Raw genomic sequence first — 23,804 nt, forward strand, 5'->3', positions numbered from 1 at the left:
AAATGTTAAGGGAAATCGTAAATTGTTCGGTTTTTTTCTTACAGGTCATCCGCTTAAATTTCCTAGCAACTTTCTATTTATGTTAAACGAGGTTTTTTTGTAAATTCTGCATTATGATCTTCTTTTTTAAAGATTGTTTTTCTGATATATGGTAATACCCATCGATCTAATCCGTAGTAACCTGCATTTGCTCCAGCAAACATAATGATCATGCCCATTAAGATATCTGTTGGGTTATGAGAGATGGTGCCTGCAAGCAAGAAACAGAAATTCATAATGACACCAAAGAATGCTGCTGCCGTTGTTAAACAACCTAAAATTAACCCAAGACCAACTAATACCTCCCCAATTGGTACGAGCACATTAAATAGTCCAACATTTGGTAAAGCAAATCCTTCGACAAAACTTGTATACCATCCATAAACCGCGGTTCCGTCTGGTCCTGTAACTGGATTAGTAACGGCATTTGTTAAAAATCCAGAAGCGTCAAATCCTCCGCCAGTTAATTTACCAAATCCAGAAGTAAACCAAGAATAACCTAGCACCAAACGTATAATGGTTAAAAGCCCAGCTGCGACTTTATTTTCTCTTAAAAAACTCATAAACATAAAAATCATCCCTTCTTTTTTTGTTTTTATTATTTACAAGTTAAATATATCAAATACTCTTAAGAAAAAAGTGAGATTGTGATTCAATTCACAATATGTACAAAAGAATATGACGGAATTGTGAACATATTTATATGGAAAGTAATAAATATTGCATTTAATTTAGAAATCACCATTTCAGCACGGTTCTTCTTTTTCGTGTTAGAATAATGGATAAATAAAAAACATCGTTTTTATAATGGGAATTTATTATAAAGGAGAGGCTTTCATGACAACGGTAACCATCATAGCTGGTGGACATAAAATAGACTCACGATTAACAGGTATTTTACAATTTGCGGTAGATTATTTAGGAAAGAAGAATGTGGGTGTTCATATTATTCAAGTTCATCAATTACCAAGTGAGGCCTTAATTACAGCAGATTTTATGAACAAGGATATAATAGAGGCAAGACAGAAAGTAGAACAAAGTAATGGTGTCATTGTATTATCACCTGTATTTCAGGCGTCTTATTCCGGAATTATTAAGACTTTTCTTGATTTATTGCCACAAAAGAGTCTTCGAAATAAGGCAATTCTTCCGCTGATGCTAGGAGGAACTATTGCCCATCTATTAGTAATGGATTATGCTTTAAAGCCTGTATTAGCAAACCTAGGTGCTACGAATTTATTAACTGGAGCTTATGTAACAGATAATCAAATTGCGAAGCAAGACAATCAAAACTATGTTTTAGATATCGATTCAGAAGCAAGGATTACGAATCAATTAGACCAGTTACTGGAGGGAATTCAATAATTATGGAAAAGTGATGGCAGACCATCACTTTTTCTATATTTTCCTAGAATGTGGAGAGAGGACATGGTATGATAAGGACAGAAGCAGAATTTTAAAAGATGCAGGTAATAATAATCTATAATCATGACTTGTTAGCTCAGTGGGAGAGCACTTGCTTGACAGGCAAGGGGTCACTGGTTCGAACCCAGTACAGGTCATTATAAAGGAACGTAGAAAAAAGCTTCTCATTAGAGAAGCTTTCAGCTTGTTGACAAAAGGAATTTAGGAAATGTAAATGGAATTATAATGCATTGATTGGAGGGGAAGGGGTGAGACTCCTGTGGGATCTGCGAGACAGTCTGAGACCCTGCAGGCCTTTAGGCCGAAGCGGCTCAGCGCGAGCCCCGCGGAAAGCGAACCCCTGCAGCGGAAATCAACTCTTATTTAAAAGATGTATATTTATAAACTAAGACAAACTCCTAATTACTGAATTAGGAGTTTGTCGACGGTCTGAAAGCTTCTCATTAGAGAAGCTTTTTTCTTTGTAAACGTACTTCAAAATTTTATTAATTTGAATAGTCCTGCTAACCAAATACATAATAAACAGCATTTTTTAAGCAACTGGTAGATGCGGAAAATATCAATACCATGGTCCTCTATTTAACGGTACATTTGGACCTAAGTAAGGGTAATAAGCTTGAGTTCCTTGTGGCCTTGGAGCAATATAATACATTTGTCCACCAATCAGATAGTAATAAGAGTTTTCCTTTCCAAGAAGTTGTTGGTTCCATGCTCCATATGTCGGCTGGGGGAAGTTTTGATAAATTACGCCATCTAGCCCAGTGATAATGGTTGGCTGCATATGTTTGCCTCCTTTATTTTTAATTTATCTTATGTGAAGTTTGATAAATAGATAGTTGTTTCCTGGTTATAAAGAAAAAAGCACCAAAAATTTTGGTGCTTACAAAGATTGATTTTATTATAAAACAAAAAATCTATTACATTTTTATTTACTATTTCTCTCCTCCTGTACGGCCCTTAATTGAGAAATAGTTACAAGTTGATACCCTTCTTTCGTTAGCTTTTCAATGATTTCCACTGCTGCATCAGCGCTTTTTTCATATATATCATGCATAAGAATAATGCTTTCATCACTCGCTGCTTTCATAACTTTATCAACAATTTTCTTTTTCGATGGATGTTTCCAGTCTTCTGGATCAATGGTCCAAAGCACAATCTCTTTATCTAGTTCTTTTTTTAGTTCAGGCTGAATGGCTCCATAGGGCGGGCGAATAAGGGTAGGTTCCATTCCTGTTACTTTTTTTATTAAATTATCTGTATCTTGAAATTCCTTTAAGGCTCTCTTCTTATTCATTTTAGTGAGAAGCGGATGATTCCATGAGTGATTCCCTATTTCATGCCCGTTCTCAATCGTTTCCTGAAGGATGTTTGGATAATATTGAACCCGCTCACCAAGAACAAAAAACGTAGCATGGCCATTATATTTCTTTAATGCTTTGAGAATTTTTTTTGTTGGTTTATTACTTGGACCATCATCGAATGTTAAAGCAATGACTTTTTTTGATGGATCAATTTTCGCTCCTTCTGGTAATTCGGTAGCCAATTTTTTCGGTTTTGCTTCTGCAAGTAAATTTTTATTTTTCTCTTCCTCTTGATAGATTGCTAGTAATTTATCTTGTAAGATATCTTTTTTGATGGCAAGTTCTTGAACACCTAGTTTTTCTGCAGCAATTTGGTTAGAAGGAAAATAAAAAAGGATAGAATCATTTAGAATCGCAAAGTGTTGAAAGTTATTTTCATTTGGTGAAGTTCCTTGTTTTACTAACGCTTTGTCTGTTGCTAGGTCTTTATCCTTTATTAATTCGCCATAACTGATTTTTGAAAGGAGAAATAGATAATTGCTTTTTTCTTGGAAAATGTCTTTTAATGAAAGCTGTTTATGTGTCTGTAAATCAAATGTTAAACTTTCTGTTGTCAAATTCCCTTTAGGTCCTGTAATATATTCAAACGTCTCAAAAAGAATCGAGATTGTTTGTTTGCTGTAATGCGTAATCGTGTAGGAAATATGTAAGGAAGTTTCCTGCGTAACCGGAACATTTGATTTCTGAATTCGTTTATCATATTCGGTAATTTTGCTTGTAATATATTTTTTCAATGCAGCAGTGATTTCTTCATCTGGAAGGATTGGATAGCTGGTCCAGTAGCCTCCATGCTTTTCATCTTTAGTATATGAGTTTATTTCAATTGTCTTATAATTTTGATCATATTGTATTTTGACCTCTGGCTGTTTTTCTGAGGGTTCAGCAGCCTGTTTTTTGTCACTATCGAAAAATTTGAAAATAAATACTAAAAGAGTGAGGCAAATAAAAAGTATGAAAATATTTCTCCATTTTAAGCGTTTCATGTTGTTAACTCCTTACTTGAAAATAAAAGATAATGCTTTATTAATATAGACGTAATAGAAGGGGAAATGGTTTTACATTTAATTAAATTCTTCAAAAAAGATTAATGGCAATATATATTACAGTTATGTATTGAATTATATTTTTCTTTAACAACATGAATAAAAAATTTTCTTTAATATAATATTGATAAAAGAAAAAAATTCGTATAATATTCCTTTTATATGAAAACGCTTTCAAACCTAAGGGGAAAGGTGGTAATAATATGGATGCCTATTTATTGAATATTGCATTACTTTCCATTGTCATTGTTATTGTTGGAGTTTCCCTTTTAAAGTGGAAGCTTTTATTAGTTTAACAGTAGCGAGTTTATTTTTAGCATTTTTTTCAGGACTATCTTTTGAAGATCAGTTGGGTTTCTCTTGTCTAATAGATGAAAATCAACTCTATGTGTTAAAAAGTATTTACTTTCATATATAATTCATTTAAATTAAATAAATATATGTTTATTTATTTAATGTATTGTGAGGGATGATGAATGGCAAGAACAGTCAACAATCAACAGCGACTAGAGAAGCGAAATATCATATTAAAAGAGGCAAAAAGGCAATTTCCAAGTGAGGGGTTTTCTAAGACTACCCTTTCGAGTATAGGACAGGCAATAGGTATTAATCCTGCTACGATTTTACTGTATTTTCCTAGCAAAGAGGACTTGTTTGAGAATACCGTTAAAGAAGCATTTCAAGATATTAGAAAAGGACAACTTTATTTACCAGAAAGCCTAGAGCTGCCAGAACAATTAGAGCAGATGGTGAGGCATCACGTGAGGAGATATCGTGAAGATCCATCAACCCTACGAATTTTACAATATCTGTTTTCCCAATCTGGTAGGTTTCCAAAGTTAGAGCAAGAAGCAGTTTCGATTACCTACGAGTTTGTGGAGAGAATGACTGGATTGTTGAAGAAGCGTTCTAGTTTAAATGAAACCGAACAAGATCTTCGCGATAAAACATGGGCTTATTTATCTTTCCTAAGTGGATTTACGATGATTATGCTTGAACCTAAGAAATATCCATTATGGGAAGGCATTGTTAAACAAGGAGTTAAGCTAATTGAAACATAGAGGGGTTAAGAAACATGATTCATAACGAAGTCAAGAAAGTAATGATGCTTTATAGTAGCAGGTTGAACGAAATGTTTCCAAATCAAGTTCTTGGAGTCTATTTATATGGCTCAACTGTTATAGGTGCCTTTCATCCTGTAAGCAGTGATATTGATTTTGTTACAGTTTTTAGTCAGGAATTGACAGGTGAAGGGTTAATAAAACTATCGCAAATTCATAAGGAGGTTAAAGCTAAAAGTCCATTGGTCAAAAAGTTTGAATGTGAGTACTTATCTTTGGATGAGCAGAATCAATTACAGTTACATAAATCTTTCCCGTTTTTTGAGGGTACAAAGTGTAAGGGAAAAAGAAAGGTTATGAAAATTGCGGTTTATCAGCTTGTCCATGATTCATATGCTGTTTACGGTCCAAATTTTTCTACTTATTACTCCAATATAGATTGGAAGGATGTTATGCAGGAGATGGAGTACAATCTTAACCACTATATAGCGAGTAAAGCTTCCCGAAGCTATTTGTTTTTATTCGATTTTTGGATTGAGTTCATTGTATTAACCTTATGTCGAGTGTACTATACATTGAAAACAGGAAAGATTACATCAAAGGAACTGGCCTGTGCAGAAGTAATTAAGGACTTTGATTTAAGGTATTCTGACATTCTTTATGAGGCACTTAGAATTAGAGGGAGAGTTCAAACCAAGTCCAATTATAAAAATCGATGGGAACGAAAGAATGCAACGATCCATTTTATAAATTCTTTAAGAAAGTATTGTAATCAAGCTTTTTTATCTAGATAAAAAAGCTCAGTTTGTCAACAAACTGACATAAAAATAGTAGCACAAACTATGATTATGGTTTGTGCTACTATTTTTATGTAGGAGTAAAGAAGCTCTATTCGCCTCTAGAAAACTTTAAGCCCGTATTTAAACAGATCAAATTTTGTGTATAAGTAATCGAGAAGGTACTGGTGAAGTCTTCTATGATTGAAATAATGGGGTAAATTATAACTAACTTTTAATAGTCCATTTTAGATAAAGTCATTATTTCATCGGCATACTAATAAAATATCACTTAGATTAGAACCTACTAAATATTCTGATAGAATTATAGGTATTGATAAAAGGGAAGATTATGGAGGAGAGGTACATTTGAAGAATTAATAGTAAAAAAGGACTCTATTAAAAATGTACATATCTTAGTCAAATTGGTATAATGAGGAAAATAAAGCGGTGGAGGTGGAACAGATTGGTAACTAATCCAGTTCTAGTTGTTAGTAATCTTTCAAAAATCTATAAAGGTACAGGTTATGAGGTACAAGCATTAAAAAATGTTTCTTTTAAACTATATGAAGGTGAAATGATTGTTATTATGGGAACAAGTGGATCTGGTAAAAGTACTTTGTTAAATGTATTGGCTGCTCTAGATATACCTGATCAAGGAGAAATTCAATTATATGGACAAAGCCAAAAAGAAATTTACAAAGAACCTAATGCAACTTTTTATCGTCGGGATAATATTGGATTTATCTTTCAATCTTTCCACCTTTTGAAGGATTTAACAGTGGAAGAAAATATTGCTTTACCACTTGTTTTAAAGGGAGATAAGAAGACTCATATTGATGAAAAAGTGAAAGAGATGTTACAGTTTATTGGCCTTACGAATTGGAAGAGTCATCGGCCGGTTCAATTGTCAGGTGGACAACAGCAACGTGTTGCTATTGGAAGAGCCCTAATAACAGCACCACCTATAGTGTTAGCAGATGAACTAACAGGAAATTTAGACTATAACACTTCAAAAGAGATACTTCAGGTCTTAGTAAATATGAAAGAGACTTTGAAACAAAGCATAGTAGTTGTTACGCATGATCCGCACGTTGCAGCATATGCTGACCGTGTTCTTTTTTTTCATGATGGACAAATTGTGAATGAATATAAATCAGCTGGAGATCAGAAGATAGATGATATATTAGAAAAGTTCGGAAAACTATTGGAGACAAGAGTATGACGAAAACATTGCGAGGAATAGCTTTGCGTTTCTTTAAAACCAATAAGTTCATTACATGGACCTCTGTCTTTAGTACTATTCTATCGGTTTGTTTAGTAATTGTTATGGTCTCCTATGCAACAAATGCAGAACGTTCGTTAAGAGAAGAAGTTCAGAAAATGTACGGTGAGATGGATCTATCGGTTGGATATGAAGCCAAGCTAAATAAAAGTGTAAATCAAGACCTTATTAATTCCTTCCGATCGAATAAGGATATTGATATGCTATCTCCAGTAATTATAACTCACTTAAAAGTAGATACATTACAAGGGGAAATTTATTCTGTTGGTGTAGAAAATGATAATTTAGCAAAGAGTAGATATCACTTCAAACAGAATCTTCAAGAAAACTCAGTTATCATGAATAAGAGCTTAGCTGAAGCATTGCGACTAGAAATTGGTCAAAAAGTATCTATTGAGGATAATGAATTTACAGTAACGGAAATTATAGAAGACTTAAATGCAAGTGGACTTACACCAGATATACTTCTATTTACTAAACAAACAGTGCAAAAATTAGTCAAACAAGAGACAGGTGAAACGAAAGAGGCAACTTATGTTTTAATCAAAGCAAATGAGCAAGCTGATACTTTATTGCTTGCTAGTGAATTAAGGAAATATGATAATGGTTTAAGAATTGATATTGCAGAAGAAGATGAATTTTTAAAAAGTAATGTGCAATCCCTCAAGGTTTTTATTTTCTCTTTAACCTTTTTAATGTTAATCATTACAGCACTGCTAATTATTTCTAATTTCGAATTATTTTTATATAAATATAAAAACCAATTTGCGATTCTTCGCTCCATGGGGGCAACAACAAAACAGCTATCTAAAATTATATTAATTCAAAGCAGCATTATTACGGCAGCAGGAACAATTGGAGGTTTTTTACTGGCTTTAATTAGTCACCAATACATGAAGCCGTGGTTGGAGGCAATATTTTTATTTGATGTACCTAAGGTGAGTTTTAACTACATAGAAAGTTTAATCGTTGCATTCGTAAGTGGAATGATCATTCAGGTTTTTATGCTAATTCCAGCTTATAAGTGTTCGAGATTATTGCCAATTTTAATAATGCAACAAAATGAAAATCGTGATTTCGGCTATAAAAAAATTCGTAAAATTATTGGCTTTGCCCTTCTATTTATTGCCCTTTTATTAATATGTATTGGTAAAGCAATGATGGGAGTAGCGAGTGTGTTACTAGGAGCCATAATTTTGTTAATTAGTATTTATCTCCTATTTCCTATTTATATTGGAACTATCTTAACATGGTTCTTACCAGTAATTAAAAAGACGCTTGGAAATGTCTCTTATATTGCAATTAAAAATCTAGTACCACAAGTAAGAAAAAATACTTTTGTGATATTGACGGTCAGTGCTATGATGACTATAGCAGTATTTGGCTCGGTTATGTTAAAAACAATCCAACAAAATGAAGAGAATTATTTAAAGGAACAATATCCAACCACTATTGTGTTGACGAGTCGATTAGGGTATGACTCCAATATAGAGCAGGAAGATTTGAAAAAGAAGGTTCAGACAATAAGTGGTGTCATCGAGGTTAGTAGTCGAAGTACGAATAATTCAGCAGAGATAATGGATGAAGAGGGAACAAAAGCTATTGATTATTCCTTGGTGGATTTTATTAAGATGGAACAACAAGGAATTATTCCAAAAATGGAGGACGATAGTGAGAACCTGATAGTGGTATCAGAAAGATTTTTAAAAGAGAATGGTTTAAAAGTAGGAGATTCTATTGACATGGGACTCTTTTCGAATCAAAAGCAGAGGACCGATTTTGTAGATACACTTACTATAGGAGCGGTAATAACTAATCTAACTGATGCAGATGCTTATATTGACTGGAAAAATAAAAAATTTAAAAATGACTTTACAAAATTCAGTGCGATGTACATTAGCTCTGACAATGAGAAACAAACTGTTCAAGCATTAGAAACACTCAAACGGCAGTATCCTGAACTCCAGATCAATGTATATCAACAGTCTGTTGAAAAAGCGAATAAGATGTTCCTGCAAAGATGGTCTATTTTTATTGGTGTTATGGTTGTGATTCTAATATGTGTGATGCTAGGAGTATTTAGTACACTAGGAAACAACATTTATTCTAAAAGAAAAGAGTTCGCAATCTTAAGGACAATTTCTATCGATCGAAAGGGAATTAAAAAGATCATATTAACTCAAATCAATCTCTATCTATTGATAGGCTTATTGTTGGGGATAGTAGCAGGACTAATTTTTACCACAGTTATTCTATTAATAGATTCAGGTCAAATTTCGATCTATTATTCGCTAATAATAGGAATAGGAGTAACCATGTTTCTTGTAGGTAATAGTATATTTATACCTATTGCGACAAAATTGAGTAGAAAAAAGATATCTTTAGAACTTACAGAAGATAATAAATAATTGGAAGAAGAAGAGTGTTAGAAATAAGACAGCTGAAAACGGTTAGTAAGAGGAGGAGAAAAAACTAAATATAGATAAATTACTCTCTAATTTAGTAGTGAACCAATCCGTTCCAAGGGATTTTTTAAGAGCCCTTAGTTGCATTGTTTTTTCAAAAGAGATTAATACGAAGACTCTTATAGGAGTTGCAGGAAAGTCTGAGACCGAGTGACGAGGAGGTTTGGCGCTCACCCCATAGCAAGCTAAGTGTATCCGTCTACGAGTGATTACCACTAACTTCTTTCCTAAAATAATTAAGCCTGACAATTATGCGTAATTTATTAGCACTTCTGTGTAATTGTTCAGGTTTATTTTTGGTTGGAGTACATTATCCCAACTTTGTATTAAATCAATCATTGTCAACTATTTAGTAATTTGAGTTTATGGAAAGCAAAGTGATATTATTTAATTTAGACAAATTTAAACGAGCAATTTATTTGTCATTCCCCTTTGCTTCATGTACAGTAAAGCTCTCACCTTTTATGGTGAATGCGCGGAAGGTGGACATCTGTAAAACTCGAATGGTTCAACTATTCAGTTGAACTGCTAGAAGTCTTTTCCTTTCACTGAGATAGAGCATACTTCAACTCTCCATAGGGAAGCAATTAAAGGGGAAATGTTAATGAAACAAGTATATAGTGATTTCATCCAGTTTCGCGGAAATCATTATGATTTTGGATATATGCAAGGAGAATTATTAAAGGATTCACCCATTCTCCCTAATCGGATAAAGCACTGGACATCTAAGCGGAAACGTTATTTTACCATAAATGAAAAAGAATCCATCCAGCTCTTAAACAAATTTATTCCTGGAATGCTAGCAGAAATCAATGGATTAGCAGACGCTCTTCAGTGGAGAACAGAGGATGCATTACGAGAATTTGGCGGTCATTATGTAGAGTATGGAAGAAGTGGATGTTCTATTTTAGCAGGCTCCCAGTATTTAATTAGAAACTATGATAGTCATCCAGGTTCCTATGAGGGTCGTTATATGATTTATCAGCCAACTGATACGGGATATGCAGTAATCGGTCCATCTATGCAGATAACAGGAAGAATAGATGGGATAAATGAAAAAGGTCTCGCAATGGGCTATAACTTTATTAATCGAGTTGGTTCAGGGGATGGTTTTATTTGTAATATGATTGGTCGAATGATTTTAGAAACTTGTGCAAATGTAGAAGAGGCCATTGATTTATTAAAAGAAATACCACATCGAACATCCTTTAGCTATGTGTTATTAGATCCTAGTGGAGAGGCATTTGTTGTAGAAGCAACACCACGTTCGGTTATTGCCAGAAAATCTAATATTAGTACGAATCACTTTGAAATATTAAAAGAAGAAAACCGCTATCAGATGGATGAATCTATACAAAGAAAGCAGAATATTGAGAAGCAGCAGGGAAATCATTCAAATGTGTATGAGGCCTTTCGAATATTGAATGATAGAGATAAAGAGATATTTTCAACCAAGTATAATGCCTGGTCTGGAACACTGCACACCGCAGCATACCTGCCTAATGAAAGAAAAGCGTGGTTTGCGCTTGGGAGTGATCGAATGCCTGTTATCATCGATTTAGAATCTTTCTTAAAGGGAGAAAAGCTGAACTTGAAAAAAATTATAGGAAAGCTTGATTATGATACTCCCTTTATTAATATGGAGCTATTATAGCGTATATATATAAAGGAAGTTAGTGATGGTAAGAACAACCATAATTAACTTCCTTTGTTGCGTTTGCTGAAACTCTGAAGTAGGGAATATTGTTTGTCTGCCGTTAAATTCGTGTATCAGAAATGGCATTCCTTATTCTTTCTAATGACTGATTAGCAACATTTTTATTTAAAATCATTACATTAACATACAATGCATCTATTAAACTAAGCTGACCAATTCTTGATGATAAAGCTTCCGAACGATATTCTGTTTCCTCAGAGCTTGTGAACAGTGCTACATCTGTATTCTGGCCGATTGGTGATTTAGGATACCCAGTGATGCCGATTGTTTTGGCACCATTGTTTTTGGCTGTTTTCATTATGTTAATAGTATCTTTATTAGTGCCAGAGTGCGAAATGATTACAGCAACATCCTTCTCTGAAAGCTGAGAAGAGGACATCAGTTGAAAATGAGAGTCTACAAATGAAAACGCTTTAATTCCAGTTCGAACAAATTTATGAAAAGCATCCATCGCAATAACTGCTGAACCACCTGTACCATAAAATTCAACCCGATTTGCCTGTAAGAGAAATTCTACTGCTTTTTGAATCGACTGACCATTTAATATTTCTAATGTATTTTCTAGTGTACGTACATTCGACTTAAATACTTTTTCAGTAACGGTTTTTACACTGTCATTTTCATTAATTTCTTCATGTATTTGCTGAATAGGTTCAATTACTTCTGATGCTAATGCTATTTTCATCGCTTGATAGCCTTTAAACCCAATTCGTTTACAGAAACGAAAAACAGTAGCATCTGCTACTCCTAAATCCTCTGCTAATTCGTTAATGGTGGAATGAATGATTTTTTCTGGATTAACAAGAATATAATCAGCGATTTTTTTTTCTTTTTCACTTAGTCTAGCGTAATAGGAACGAATTTTCCCAAGACAATTTTGCGCCATTGACTTCTATCCTTTCCAAATTAATATAGTTGTAGTATAACACAATTAGTCTCTTGAAAAAAAATTTCTTATTAAAATAATTTTTTTCAAAAAATATTTGCAAAGGGGTATATTTTCGAAAAAATTTCTATATAATTGTATATAGAAAGAAATATTTTTTCAAAAGGAGAGGTAACGAATGAACATCGGTCTTATAGGTTTAGGAAAAATGGGCTATAGCTTGGCTTTAAATATGGTGGACCATAAGTATAGTGTAACAGCTTTTGATATAAATGAAAGCGCTGTAAAAGAAATTTCTAATAAAAATGTAACAGGAGTTAATACAATTGAAAAATTAGTAAGAAATTTGCCAGCTCCAAGAGTAATTTGGCTAATGGTTCCAGCAGGAGAAGTAACGGAAAATGTCTTACGGGAAGTAAAGAAGTATGTCGAAGCGGGGGATATTATTATCGATGGCGGGAATTCCCATTATAAAGATTCCAAAAGAAGAGGAATAGATTTAGAAGAGCTAGGAGTTTTCTATTTAGATGTTGGCACAAGCGGCGGAGTAGATGGAGCTCGAAATGGTGCATGTATGATGATTGGCGGCAATAAAGAAATATTTGATGAGGTAGAAGGATTGTTTAAGGATTTATGTGTGGAAAATGGTTATATGTATACTGGAGTATCTGGAAGCGGCCATTTTCTGAAAATGGTTCATAATGGAATTGAGTATGGCATGATGCAATCCATTGCAGAAGGATTTGAGCTGTTGGAGAAAAGCGAGTATGATTTTGATAATGAAGGAGTAGCAAAGGTTTGGAATAACGGCTCTGTCATTCGTTCGTGGTTAATGGAATTAACACAAAGTGCTTTTTCTAAGGATCCAAAGCTGGAAGGGATTAAAGGAGTAATGCATTCCTCTGGTGAAGGAAAATGGACGCTAGAAACAGCCTTAGATTTACAAACTGCTATGCCAGTTACAGCCTTATCTTTAATGATGCGTTATCGTTCGTTAGAGGAAGATACCTTCTCTGGAAAAGTGGTTGCGTCCTTACGAAATGAGTTTGGTGGACATAGTGTAGAATCAAAATAGAATGACAAGAAAATCCTTTAGCAGCTAAAAAATGCTAAAGGATTTTTTTAATAAAATCAATATAAACGGATCGGAATGTTTTTTGGCTATGGTAAGCTTACAGAAAAAGAAGGAGAAACTACATGAGAACTTGTCAGAAGTGTAATCAAAAATGGACTTATAAGAAAACTTAAAAAAACTTCTTTACATTAGATAATAAACTGATTTGCCCACATTGTGGAGAAAAGCAATATGTTACCTCTCGAACAAGAAGGATAACATTTATGGTAACTATTTTAATAATCACATTTACGCTGCTTAGTAATCTTCTTTTTGGACCTTCCTTTGTCCTTGTATTTATTCTGATAGGTTTTATCTTATTAGTTCTCGGACTATATCCTTTCTGGGTTGAACTTTCCAATAAAAAAACTGGGTCATAGCAATAGCAGCAGGCTAACTAATAAAAGGTGGAAAGATTAAATCTCTCATTTAGCAGCGAAGCCCAATTTGTTACATTACAGATTGTGGATGATCCACAAACCTTCTTTCTGAAATGGCATAAAAAATCCAAACAATTATACGAGATATTGGCAGCACCGTATAATTGTTTGGTTTGAATACGACTGAAAAACTTTATATGCAAGTAATTTTCTCAAGATGTTTGTGGTGCTTATTTAACCCATTTATTCTGAAAGGATGCTATGGCATCATATTCTTTCTCCAATACTCGAGAGATACGGATATAAATAGCGGTTAAATCCTGATAGATATCAACATTTTCTTGGATTGGCTGATGGGAATATGTACTGCCAACTAATTGTTTCATAATCGAAAAATCATCAATTTCTCCAAGTGCATACATACCTAAAACGATGGCACCAAGACAAGAGCTTTCAAAGCTTTCTGGAACGACTACTTCTTGATCAAAAATGTCTGCCATCATTTGTCTCCAAAGTTCAGAACGAGCAAAACCACCTGTTGCTTGAATTTGCTTTGGTGCTCCAATCACTTCTTGTAAGGCTAACATCACCGTATAAAGATTTAAGATAACTCCCTCTAATACGGCTCTCACCATATGTTCTTTTTTATGATGTAATCCTAGTCCAAAGAAGGATCCTCTTGCATTGGCATTCCATAAAGGTGCTCTTTCCCCAGCAAGATATGGATGGAATAATAAACCGTCCGCACCAGGTGTAACTCTAGTAGCAATCTTTGTTAAAACTTCATAAGGATCAATTCCGAGTCTCTTTGCCGTTTCCACTTCCGAGGAAGCTAATTCATCACGAACCCAGCGGAATGTCATTCCACCATTATTTACAGATCCACCAACTACCCACAGATCTTCTGTTAAGCAATAACAAAAGATTCTTCCTTTAGGATCGGTTACTGGTTTATCTGTTACAGTACGAATCGCCCCGCTTGTACCGATTGTCACAGCGACAACTCCAGGGTCAATAGCATTTACCCCAAGATTAGATAGTACGCCATCACTTGCGCCAACCACAAATGGAGTTTCAGCAGGAATTCCAAGTTCCGCTGCATATTTATCCTTCAGTCCTGTTAAATAATGGGTAGTCGGAACTGGCTTTGCCAACTGCTCAGATGTTACGCCGGCAACTTTTAACGCTTCTTGATCCCAAGTTAAGTGCTCAAGATTAAACATTCCTGTTGCAGAAGCAATTGAATAATCAATTACAAATTCGTTAAATAAGCGATAGAAAATATATTCTTTAATGCCAATAAATTTAGCTGCCTTTGTAAAAATAGCTGGTTGATCATTTCTTAGCCAAGTTAATTTAGATAAAGGAGTCATAGGGTGAATTGGCGTTCCTGTTCTACGGTATATTTCCAAGCCATTGTATTCTTCTTTGATTTTTTTTGCCCAAGAGGAAGCACGGCTGTCGGCCCAAGTAATACAGCGTGTTATTGGTTTTCCCTTTTCGTCTAATGCAATAACACTGTGCATCGCTGAACTAAAGGAGACTAATTTTATTTTACTAGCATTGACGTTCGCTTTTTTAATAGCTGTTTTCATTGTTTCCAATACAGCCTGAAAAATTTGCTCTGGATCTTGCTCTGCGATGGCTGGTGCAGGGCTATACAGCGGATATTCGACATGATGCATGCTTAATACTTTGCCAGCTTCAGCAAATAAGACAGATTTTGTACTCGTTGTACCAATGTCTACACCTAAATATAGGGATGATAATTGCATATTAAAAACTCCTTTAATAAGAATTGTGTAAAAAATATTTCATAAAATTACATTATCATAGAAAAAAAATTCTTTATTTATATTTTAAATGAAACAAAATGATTTTGAAAGTGTTTTCATTCATTATTTTAAATTAATTTCCCCTTATTCTCCCTCAAAAGATAAAATTATTGTTGATCTCTTGATTAGTAATAAATTTTTGCCCTGGCGAACATAAAAATAAAGCAAAAATATGCTAAACTTAATTTATCTTATGGGTAAGGAGTTTTTTGAATGAATAATGAGATTGAAACGACATATGAGGCTATTTATAACCAAATACTCCATTTTCAACAGCATGTGGAAGCGTTGAGTAAACAAGCAGGTACATATCAAGAAGAGGATCATGAGCAGCTAATTAGAATGTCTATTGCCCTTCAAGCCTCAAAAGATATTTTGGAGAATATGCTTACACCAGGGAAAAAGCTGAACTTTATATATGAAAAAGGAATGTTCAGCTTGGAAATGTTTGATGAAAAATAAGCATTAAAGAAGAATATCCTCGCTTGGTCGAATATTCTTCTTTCGAAATTCTCCAGGAGTGATACCAGTAGATTTCCGAAATACTTTTGTAAAATAGTTGGCATTCGCAAAACCTACTTGGACTGAAATGTCTTCAATGGAATATTTGGTTTGATATAATAACTCTGCTCCCTTTATGATACGGATATTCGTTAAATACTGAATCGGTGTAATTCCAAGTACCTTTTTAAATAAACGAGTGAAGTGGAAGCGGGAAAGCGCAGCAGCTTCTGCCATATCTTCTGGTCCGATTGGTTTATGATAGTGATTTTGAGCAAATAATGTCGCATTTAGTATACTTTCAGGAAGCTGAATGTCTCCAATATTCTTCTTATATTGATACAATTCCATTATAAAGGAATAAGCGAGACTTGAAGCTTGAAAAGCGTTATTTATCTGTTTATCTTTTGCTAGCTGATAAATACGCAGAAGGTGCTGAATGGGTCTCGAGTCCGAAGCTAATTGAATAATCGGCTGCTCGTTTTCCGTAAAAGAGTGCCAGCATTTTTTTACCGTTTCACCATATAGTGTAATAAAAATAAATTCCCAATGCTCACTAGTTGGAGGCAGATAATATCTGTATTCCTCTGAAATATCGATTAAAAATGCCTTTCCAGCTGTCAATTTATGATTTTTACCTCCGAGTTCAATAGCACCAATTCCAGATACGGTATATTGAAAAATATACATACTATCCTCTTTACGCTTTTTTCCTTTCCAATTATATAGATGGGAAGTTTGATTTTCCCATCCGATTGACCAAATTTGGGCTACCTCTTTTGTAATTTTTTCCGTAAATCTGTAAGCAAATACATTATTATCTTTTTTGGACAATAGAATGCTCCTTTCTTAGTAGAGCTGGCATTGGTAGAAACTTGCCTTGGATAAGATAGGAGTAATAGATAGAAATTAAGTGTTTGGCATAAAAATTTGAAATTTATTAGCAAATTATTACCCTTTTCCCTTTCTTATTTTACCATTGAGAGAGAAAGGTTTGAAGCATAAAATAAAATTGTAAACGGTTTAATGGAAGTCTGGAATTAAGAGTAGCATAAATATTCATATAAAAAGGAGAGATAGAAATGGCAAAAAATCTATTGGCAACTTTTACAAATATTTTTAATGAAGCAGAAACAAGCATACGTACTTTTTTTGCACCAGGACGTGTGAATTTAATAGGTGAACATACTGATTATAATGGAGGACATGTTTTTCCTTGTGCCTTATCTATTGGTACGACAGCACTTGTAAGAAAAAGATCAGATCGAGTGATTCAATTCTATTCTACAAATTTTGCGGATTTAGGTATTATTAAAGTTTCTTTAGACGATCTATCCTTTAATCAAGCAGATGATTGGGCGAATTATCCAAAGGGAGTAATAGTAACACTTGCGCAATATGGATATCAACTCGATGCTGGATTCGATGTTTTATATGAAGGAGAAATTCCCAATGGTGCTGGTTTATCTTCATCTGCATCCATTGAAGTAGTGACAGCCATTATGCTAAATGTGTTGTATTCCTTTGCAATTGATCAAGTCAGTTTAGTAAAAATGTGTCAAAAAGCAGAAAATGAATATATTGGCGTGAACTGTGGAATTATGGATCAATTTGCAATCGGAATGGGCAAAGAAAAACATGCTATATTACTAGATTGCGACACACTTGACTATGTGTATAGTCCACTAGATTTAGATGCTGCTTCCTTAATTATTGCCAATACAAATAAACGCAGGGGGTTAGCTGATTCTAAATATAATGAGAGACGAGGAGAGTGTGAAAGAGCATTAAGAGACTTGCAGGGAGAATTAGAGATTCGATCATTAGGTGAATTAACGCCAGAGGAATTCGATTCGCATGCTCATTTGATTAAGCAAGATGTCGATAGAATGAGAGCAAAGCATGCTGTGTATGAAAATGCTCGAACATTAGAAGCTGTAAAAAAACTTCAAGCAGGAGATATTGCAGGATTTGGACAATTAATGAATGCATCACATATCTCCTTACGTGATGATTATGAAGTGACCGGAAAGGAATTAGATGCATTAGTGGAAGCTGCCTGGGAACAAGCGGGCGTTATTGGATCTCGGATGACAGGTGCAGGCTTTGGAGGTTGTACGATCAGCATTGTCAACAATGAACATATTGAATCTTTTATCGAGAAGGTCGGAGCGAAATATGCGGAGCAAACAGGATTAAAGGCAGACTTTTATGTTGTTCAAGTTGGAGATGGAGCGAAGGAAATTGTTGAATAGGAACAGTTAAAAAAAGGAGAGAGAAAATATGACGATATTAGTATGTGGTGGTGCCGGTTATATCGGAAGTCATATGGTTTCTGAATTATTAGACCTAGGTGAAGAAGTAATTGTTGTTGATAATCTTCAAACTGGGCATAAAGCTGCTGTAAGAGCTGAAGCAACCCTATATATTGGGGATTTGCGGAATGAAAGCTTCTTAGAAGAGGTCTTTAAGAAACATACGATTGAAGCAGTAGTCCATTTCGCTGCTGACTCTTTAGTAGGTGAAAGTGTAACAAATCCGTTGAAATACTATGATAATAATGTAAATGGTGCGATGACTTTATTAAAAGTAATGCATGCAAATGGTGTGAAGAGAATTGTTTTCTCGTCAACTGCAGCAACTTATGGAGAGGCAAAGAATTTTCCGATTCAGGAGAGTGATGACACAATTCCAACAAATCCCTATGGAGAAACCAAACTAGCCATCGAAAAAATGCTAAAGTGGTGTGAAGCAGCATATGGGATTCATTATGTAGCTCTTCGTTATTTTAATGTAGCAGGTGCGCATATAGATGGGAGATTAGGGGAAGATCATTTTCCAGAAACGCATTTAATTCCCATTATACTGCAAGTAGCGTTAGGAAAGAGAGAAGTAATTAGTATTTTTGGAAATGATTATGAGACACATGATGGGTCATGTATAAGGGATTATATTCATGTTACTGATTTGGCCAATGCCCATATCCTTGCTTTAAAAAAATTGCAGAAAGAAGAAACAAGCGGTATTTACAATCTAGGGAGTGGAACAGGTTTCACGGTCAAAGAAGTAATTGAGGCAGCGAGAAAGGTAACAGGGCATCCTATTCCAGCAGAAATTGCTCCAAGAAGAGCAGGTGACCCGGCGCGATTAGTTGCTTCATCAGAGAAAGCGCAAGTAGAGTTAGGGTGGAATCCACAGTACACTTCACTAGAGACAATGATAGGAAGTGCCTGGAGCTGGTTCCAAGCAAATCCGAATGGCTATAAAGAATAAATGAGAATGTACTAAGAGGAAAGGAGCAATGTTAGATGACAACCACTATTTATCATCATGTTGAACAATTGCTTCATTATGGAATAGAATCAAACCTAATTACGAAATGGGATATAGATGTAGTGCGGAATAAATTACTCGAAATCTTGGAATTGGATGATTTTGTCCCATCTGAGGTTAGCGATCCAGCGGAAATAGAGTTGCGTGAACTATTAGATACTATTTTAGATTGGGCTGCAGAACATAATCTTTTGGTAGAAAATACAATAACCTATCGAGATTTATTAGATACTAAATTAATGGCTTGCTTTGTTCCATTGCCATCTGAAATAAATAATAGATTCGCCATGCTCTACAAGGATAAGGGGGCAAAGAGTGCAACTAGTTGGTTTTATGACTTTTCTAAAAAGATTGATTACATTCGCACGGATCGAATTGCTAAAAATGAAGAGTGGCTGGCACATACGAGTTATGGAGACTTAGAGATTACGATTAACTTGTCTAAGCCAGAAAAAAATCCGCAAGAAATAGCTGCTCTAAAAAAAGTAAAACAAGGCTTTTATCCTAAATGTTTATTATGTAAAGAAAATGCCGGTTATGCCGGACGAGTTAATCATCCGGCTAGACAAAATCATCGTATTATACCAGTGACTTTAGAAGGGGAACAATGGTTCCTGCAGTTTTCCCCATATGTTTACTATAATGAGCATGCCATATGTTTTTCAGAAAGGCACGAGCCAATGACCATTTCGAAAAGGACATTTACTAGATTACTAGAATTTGTTCACCAATATCCTCATTACTTTATGGGGTCTAATGCTGATCTGCCAATAGTTGGAGGGTCCATTCTTGCCCATGAGCATTTTCAAGGGGGATATCATGAATTTCCGATGGCAAAGGCTGAAATAGAAGCTGGATTTACGTTGGAGCGGTTTCCTGCTATCCATGTAGGAATTGTTAAATGGCCGATGTCTGTTTTACGTCTAAATGGAACAGACAAACAACAATTAGTGGAAGCAGCTGATTATATATTAAAAAAATGGCTGGATTATAGTGATGAAAGTGTTGATATTCTTGCATATACAAACGGTGTTCGCCATAATACCATCACACCAATTGCAAGAATGCGTAATGGCCAATATGAAATGGATTTAGTGCTCCGCAATAATCGTACAAGTGAAGAATACCCATTCGGGATCTTCCACCCACATGAGGAAGTTCATGCGATTAAACAAGAGAATATTGGCTTGATTGAAGTGATGGGGTTAGCCGTTTTGCCAGGAAGATTGAAAGAAGAAATGAGCATCCTTGCAGAGAATATCGTCAAAGTTGATTTTGAAGAACGCATTCAACAAGAGCCTGCTATTGTAAAACACTTAGCGTGGGCAAAAACAGTAAAAGAGAAAAATCCACAGATGACAAAAGAAAATGTAAGTACTATCTTACAAACAGAAATAGGAATTGTGTTTGAAACAATCTTACATCATGCAGGTGTATTTAAAAGAAATGACAATGGAACAAAAGCTTTTTATCGATTTATTGAGACACTTTAAAAAAGCTAAGGAAAAAGATTAGACTGGCTGATGCTTGAATACAAATGGGAGAAGAAAAAGGTTTCACAGAGGCCACTCGTTTTATAGGAAAACAGGTGGTCTCTATGAAATCAACTCTTAAACCTAATATTAAAGAACCTTTAGCGCCAAGTGATTGTGAATGGTTTTATAAAAATGCTGCTTATCTGTTTGCTGCTTTTTTAACCGTAGCTTAGGGTTTGGGATATGTAGTTGGACTTTATGATAATCTCTATAAGATAAATAAATAGTATAAACTGATTTTCCTAGAGGGGTAAGGAATGCTTCTGGTATCATAATTCTCTTTAAAACCCCTTCATATGGTTCAATCGGAAACATAAACTGGTTATGGATGTTGTTTCGATCGCGGAACAGGAGATGTTCAACCTCTTTTGGGTGATCACCTGCAATACGAATATCGAAACGGAAGAAACCATTCGTATATTCACAATTTATTAATTCAGCATACATAGGGACTCTAATAAAGTTATAAGGCGGGCTTAGTGGAGAAACCCAGTAAGCAGTATCGTCTTTAACTACATGTTTTTTTATTTTTTCTTGATTCATCCATCGAAATAATGTTTCGATATCCTTATAGCGTTTTTGTGAAAATAACTGATAACAAACCTTATTATAAGGATGGTAAAAATGGTCACTGATCTCATAATCCAACGAAGAAGTCGTCCGTAACATTTTTTTCATGGTGGATATATATGCTTTCCTTTTTAAAAACGCATCTAATCTTCCTTTAAACGTTTGAATATTTTCCGTTCTTAGCGTATGATACCGATTTATAAACCGATTAAAGCAATCAAACTCATACAAGCGATTAAGGACCATTCGCTTTAACTCTGAATCCATTTCTTTCTCTTTAAAGTAGTTGATTACTTTTCGATTACAGTGCATTTTATTTAATACATTCGTCTGCTTCGTCAAGGATTCGTCATTTTCATCTAAGCGATTTAAATAGTAGATAACAGCTTCTGTTGTTGAGATTTTTTTACAATTAGTCAATACTTCCATGAAAAATTGCTTATCTTCTCCATACTTCATCTCAGGAAATTGAATTTGGTTCTGCTTTATGATGCTAGATTTCATCAATCTTGCTCTAGGTCCTAAATGATGAAAAATATGTGGGATACTCGCCGGGGGGATACTTCTCCTTTCTTTCCATGATTCATGTTCGCCTACTATGGCATTTTTTTTAGACGTGACTTTAATTGTTTTTCCCACTATATAATCATCATCTGTTTCATTTAGTACACTATAGAGTTTTTCCAAGCCAGTCTTTTCAAACCAATCATCTGCATCTAAAAAAGTTAAGTAAGGGGCCGATGAAAGTTCAATGCCTAAATTTCTCGGATAGCCAGGGGTGCCTGTGTTTTTCGCAAGAAGAGCGAGTTTAATATTAGGATGCTCGTTAACAAATTTTTTTAAGATAGAACGAGTTTGATCTTTAGAGCCATCATCAACAATTATGTATTCAATCTGGGGCATTATGGATTGCTGTAAAACTGATTCAATCGTCTTCTGGATTGTTTTTTCATTGTTAAATACGGGTGTGATAACGGAAATAATCGGTTGTTTTAAATAGTTCGCACTCTGAAATAGTTCATACCTATATTTATGTTTTTGTCGAAGAGATGATATATTTTTCATTGCATTCCCTACCTTCATAATTAACACTAAAAGAAACTCTTTATAGCAATCATTATGAATCAACAAGCTAAAAGGTATACTTCCATAAATAGAAAAAATAGTTCAGACGTTATTGGTTTTTATCCTGTATAATATAGAGAGATAAGAACAAATAAGGGAATCTAGCTTTACATTAAGAAAAATGAAAAGGCTTTCTTAATTAACGGGTTTCAAAGTGTGCCTGCTCTGTAACTGATTTTTCCGGAAGAAAGCAATGTATAAGGAGGTTTATAGGTGACAACTATTAGTGATATCGCTAAACTTGCGGGCGTGGCAAAAAGTACTGTTTCTCGATACTTAAATGAAGGCTCTGTCAGCGAAGCCACGAAAAGAAAAATACAGCATATTATCAAAGAAACCGGCTATACGCCTAATGCATTTGCTCAAAGCTTAAAAGCAAAGAAAACAAATATTATCGGAACGATTGTGCCTCAATTAGATTCGTACCCTTTTTCACGAACTTTAATAGGAATAGATGAAGAGTTGAAGGCAAGGAATTACCAAATGTTAATTTCTCATTCAAATCTGGATTTGGAGCGGGAAATAGAAAATATTCATTCTTTAGTAAGACAGAAGGTTGCTGGGATAATTTTATTGGCAACAGAAATTACGAATCGTCATTTAATGATCATCAAACAACTAGGAATCCCTGTACTTATTGTAGGGCAGCAGCATGAGGAGATTCCAAGTTTAATTCATAATGATTATGATGCAGCATATGAATTAGGGAAATATATACTATCTCAAGGTCATCAAAGAATCGCCTTCCTTGGTCTCCATGAGAAAAATGTTGCAATAGGAATTGATCGAAAAGAAGGGTTTAAGAAAAGTATCGAGGAAACAGCAAATATTGATGTCCAATTTTTTGAGGTGAAGATGGATCAAGCACAAACATTTTCGATTGTTTCTGAAATAATCGATCGATTTCACCCTAGCATCATTGTATGTGCTACAGATAATATTGCCATGGGAACAATGAAAGCAATCTATTCAAAGGGGATTTCTATTCCTTGTGATCTTTCCATTACCGGATTTGGCGGGTATGAAATGACTGAGATGATACATCCAGGTTTAACCACTGCAAAGTTTTTTTATAAAGATGCTGGCAATCTAGCAGCCAGAAAGATGCTAAGTCTCATTAAAGGAGACGATACTCCCATGAAAACAGTTTCTGGGTATGAAATTATTTATCGCGAAAGTGTTAGGAAAATGTAAGTTCAAATAAATGATATCAGCTAAAAGCGGTTTTAGCCGATATCATTTATTCATATTTTTAGAAAAAGCAAGAAGGACAATAGGAACTTGACGAAAGAAAAGGAAATAACTATAATTTGATGTGAAACCGGTTATCTCTATTTAGTTTGGGGAAATAAA

The 23,804-nt window shown here is 34.6% G+C and carries 19 protein-coding genes, 1 tRNA gene and 1 pseudogene; 14 read left to right on the top strand and 7 right to left on the bottom strand.

The features are described 5' to 3' along the window. Positions 1-77 precede the first annotated feature (77 nt). Positions 78-608, bottom strand: a complete 531-nt coding sequence (locus NSQ89_RS03900; protein ID WP_047942411.1) for a DoxX family protein — start codon at positions 606-608, stop codon at positions 78-80. A gap of 268 nt (positions 609-876) precedes the next feature. On the opposite strand from NSQ89_RS03900, the gene ssuE reads away from it, so the two are divergent. Both ssuE and NSQ89_RS03910 read left to right on the top strand, forming a co-directional pair. Further along, positions 877-1,404, top strand: coding sequence for an NADPH-dependent FMN reductase (ssuE, locus tag NSQ89_RS03905; protein WP_047942410.1), 528 nt, complete (start codon positions 877-879; stop codon positions 1,402-1,404). Positions 1,405-1,529: 125 nt separating this feature from the next. Next, positions 1,530-1,601: transfer RNA gene (locus tag NSQ89_RS03910), tRNA-Val, on the top strand. Between the two features lie 422 nt (positions 1,602-2,023). On the opposite strand, the gene NSQ89_RS03915 is transcribed toward NSQ89_RS03910, so the two are convergent. Then, complete coding sequence (locus NSQ89_RS03915; RefSeq protein WP_047942409.1) at positions 2,024-2,245, bottom strand: hypothetical protein; 222 nt, start codon at positions 2,243-2,245, stop codon at positions 2,024-2,026. Positions 2,246-2,389: 144 nt separating this feature from the next. Next, positions 2,390-3,808 (bottom strand): polysaccharide deacetylase family protein, encoded by a 1,419-nt coding sequence (locus NSQ89_RS03920; protein ID WP_061797419.1) that lies wholly within the window; start codon positions 3,806-3,808, stop codon positions 2,390-2,392. 536 nt (positions 3,809-4,344) lie between these two features. Here NSQ89_RS03920 and NSQ89_RS03925 point away from each other — a divergent pair. The 5 genes from NSQ89_RS03925 (at position 4,345) to NSQ89_RS03945 (ending at position 11,109) form a co-directional block, all read left to right on the top strand. Beyond that, positions 4,345-4,929 carry a TetR/AcrR family transcriptional regulator gene (locus tag NSQ89_RS03925; RefSeq protein ID WP_095321670.1) on the top strand — a complete coding sequence of 195 codons (585 nt, stop codon included), beginning with the start codon at positions 4,345-4,347 and terminating at the stop codon, positions 4,927-4,929. A 14-nt stretch (positions 4,930-4,943) separates the two neighbouring features. Further along, complete coding sequence (locus tag NSQ89_RS03930; RefSeq protein WP_341132265.1) at positions 4,944-5,723, top strand: aminoglycoside adenylyltransferase domain-containing protein; 780 nt, start codon at positions 4,944-4,946, stop codon at positions 5,721-5,723. A 448-nt stretch (positions 5,724-6,171) separates the two neighbouring features. Further along, positions 6,172-6,930 carry an ABC transporter ATP-binding protein gene (locus NSQ89_RS03935; protein WP_235850117.1) on the top strand — a complete coding sequence of 253 codons (759 nt, stop codon included), beginning with the start codon at positions 6,172-6,174 and terminating at the stop codon, positions 6,928-6,930. Continuing rightward, on the top strand, positions 6,927-9,398 hold the full coding sequence (locus NSQ89_RS03940; protein WP_095321672.1) for an FtsX-like permease family protein: 2,472 nt from the start codon (positions 6,927-6,929) through the stop codon (positions 9,396-9,398). Before NSQ89_RS03935 ends, NSQ89_RS03940 begins: the two co-directional genes overlap by 4 nt. 661 nt (positions 9,399-10,059) lie before the next feature. Further along, the gene (locus NSQ89_RS03945) at positions 10,060-11,109 is read left to right on the top strand and encodes a C45 family autoproteolytic acyltransferase/hydolase (RefSeq protein ID WP_095321673.1); all 1,050 of its coding nucleotides are present in this window, start codon (positions 10,060-10,062) and stop codon (positions 11,107-11,109) included. A 103-nt stretch (positions 11,110-11,212) separates the two neighbouring features. On the opposite strand, the gene NSQ89_RS03950 is transcribed toward NSQ89_RS03945, so the two are convergent. Next, positions 11,213-12,058 carry a MurR/RpiR family transcriptional regulator gene (locus NSQ89_RS03950; RefSeq protein WP_341132266.1) on the bottom strand — a complete coding sequence of 282 codons (846 nt, stop codon included), beginning with the start codon at positions 12,056-12,058 and terminating at the stop codon, positions 11,213-11,215. A 178-nt stretch (positions 12,059-12,236) separates the two neighbouring features. Here NSQ89_RS03950 and gnd point away from each other — a divergent pair, with 178 nt between their 5' ends. Together gnd and NSQ89_RS25310 are read left to right on the top strand one after the other, a co-directional pair. Further along, positions 12,237-13,133 (top strand): phosphogluconate dehydrogenase (NAD(+)-dependent, decarboxylating), encoded by an 897-nt coding sequence (gene gnd / locus NSQ89_RS03955; protein ID WP_047942405.1) that lies wholly within the window; start codon positions 12,237-12,239, stop codon positions 13,131-13,133. 185 nt (positions 13,134-13,318) lie between these two features. After that, a pseudogene (locus tag NSQ89_RS25310) lies at positions 13,319-13,552 on the top strand (TIGR04104 family putative zinc finger protein); the annotation flags it as partial. 230 nt (positions 13,553-13,782) lie between these two features. Here NSQ89_RS25310 and gntK read toward each other — a convergent pair. Next, positions 13,783-15,327, bottom strand: coding sequence for a gluconokinase (gene gntK, locus NSQ89_RS03960; protein WP_341132267.1), 1,545 nt, complete (start codon positions 15,325-15,327; stop codon positions 13,783-13,785). A gap of 273 nt (positions 15,328-15,600) precedes the next feature. Between gntK and NSQ89_RS03965 the strand changes: the two genes are divergently transcribed. Continuing rightward, on the top strand, positions 15,601-15,849 hold the full coding sequence (locus NSQ89_RS03965; RefSeq protein WP_047942403.1) for a hypothetical protein: 249 nt from the start codon (positions 15,601-15,603) through the stop codon (positions 15,847-15,849). Positions 15,850-15,852: 3 nt separating this feature from the next. Here the strand turns inward: NSQ89_RS03965 and NSQ89_RS03970 are convergent, their stop codons facing one another. After that, entirely contained in the window at positions 15,853-16,722 is an 870-nt protein-coding gene (locus NSQ89_RS03970; protein WP_341132268.1) for an AraC family transcriptional regulator, read from the bottom strand. A 248-nt stretch (positions 16,723-16,970) separates the two neighbouring features. Between NSQ89_RS03970 and NSQ89_RS03975 the strand changes: the two genes are divergently transcribed. The 3 genes from NSQ89_RS03975 to galT are packed head-to-tail and all read left to right on the top strand — an operon-like array spanning position 16,971 to position 20,714. After that, positions 16,971-18,143 (top strand): galactokinase, encoded by a 1,173-nt coding sequence (locus tag NSQ89_RS03975; RefSeq protein WP_341132269.1) that lies wholly within the window; start codon positions 16,971-16,973, stop codon positions 18,141-18,143. A gap of 28 nt (positions 18,144-18,171) precedes the next feature. Then, the gene (gene galE / locus NSQ89_RS03980; protein WP_341132270.1) at positions 18,172-19,161 is read left to right on the top strand and encodes a UDP-glucose 4-epimerase GalE; all 990 of its coding nucleotides are present in this window, start codon (positions 18,172-18,174) and stop codon (positions 19,159-19,161) included. Positions 19,162-19,196: 35 nt separating this feature from the next. Beyond that, entirely contained in the window at positions 19,197-20,714 is a 1,518-nt protein-coding gene (gene galT, locus NSQ89_RS03985) for a UDP-glucose--hexose-1-phosphate uridylyltransferase (RefSeq protein WP_341132271.1), read from the top strand. Between the two features lie 129 nt (positions 20,715-20,843). Here galT and NSQ89_RS03990 read toward each other — a convergent pair whose 3' ends face one another. Beyond that, the gene (locus NSQ89_RS03990; RefSeq protein WP_341132272.1) at positions 20,844-22,391 is read right to left on the bottom strand and encodes a glycosyltransferase family 2 protein; all 1,548 of its coding nucleotides are present in this window, start codon (positions 22,389-22,391) and stop codon (positions 20,844-20,846) included. 273 nt (positions 22,392-22,664) lie between these two features. Here NSQ89_RS03990 and NSQ89_RS03995 point away from each other — a divergent pair, with 273 nt between their 5' ends. Next, positions 22,665-23,645: a LacI family DNA-binding transcriptional regulator gene (locus NSQ89_RS03995; RefSeq protein ID WP_341132273.1), complete on the top strand. Its 981-nt coding sequence runs from the start codon at positions 22,665-22,667 to the stop codon at positions 23,643-23,645. The last annotated feature ends 159 nt before the right edge of the window (positions 23,646-23,804 follow it).

The sequence above is a fragment of the Niallia sp. FSL R7-0648 genome, assembly GCF_038007005.1.
Lineage (GTDB): Bacteria > Bacillota > Bacilli > Bacillales > Cytobacillaceae > Niallia > Niallia circulans.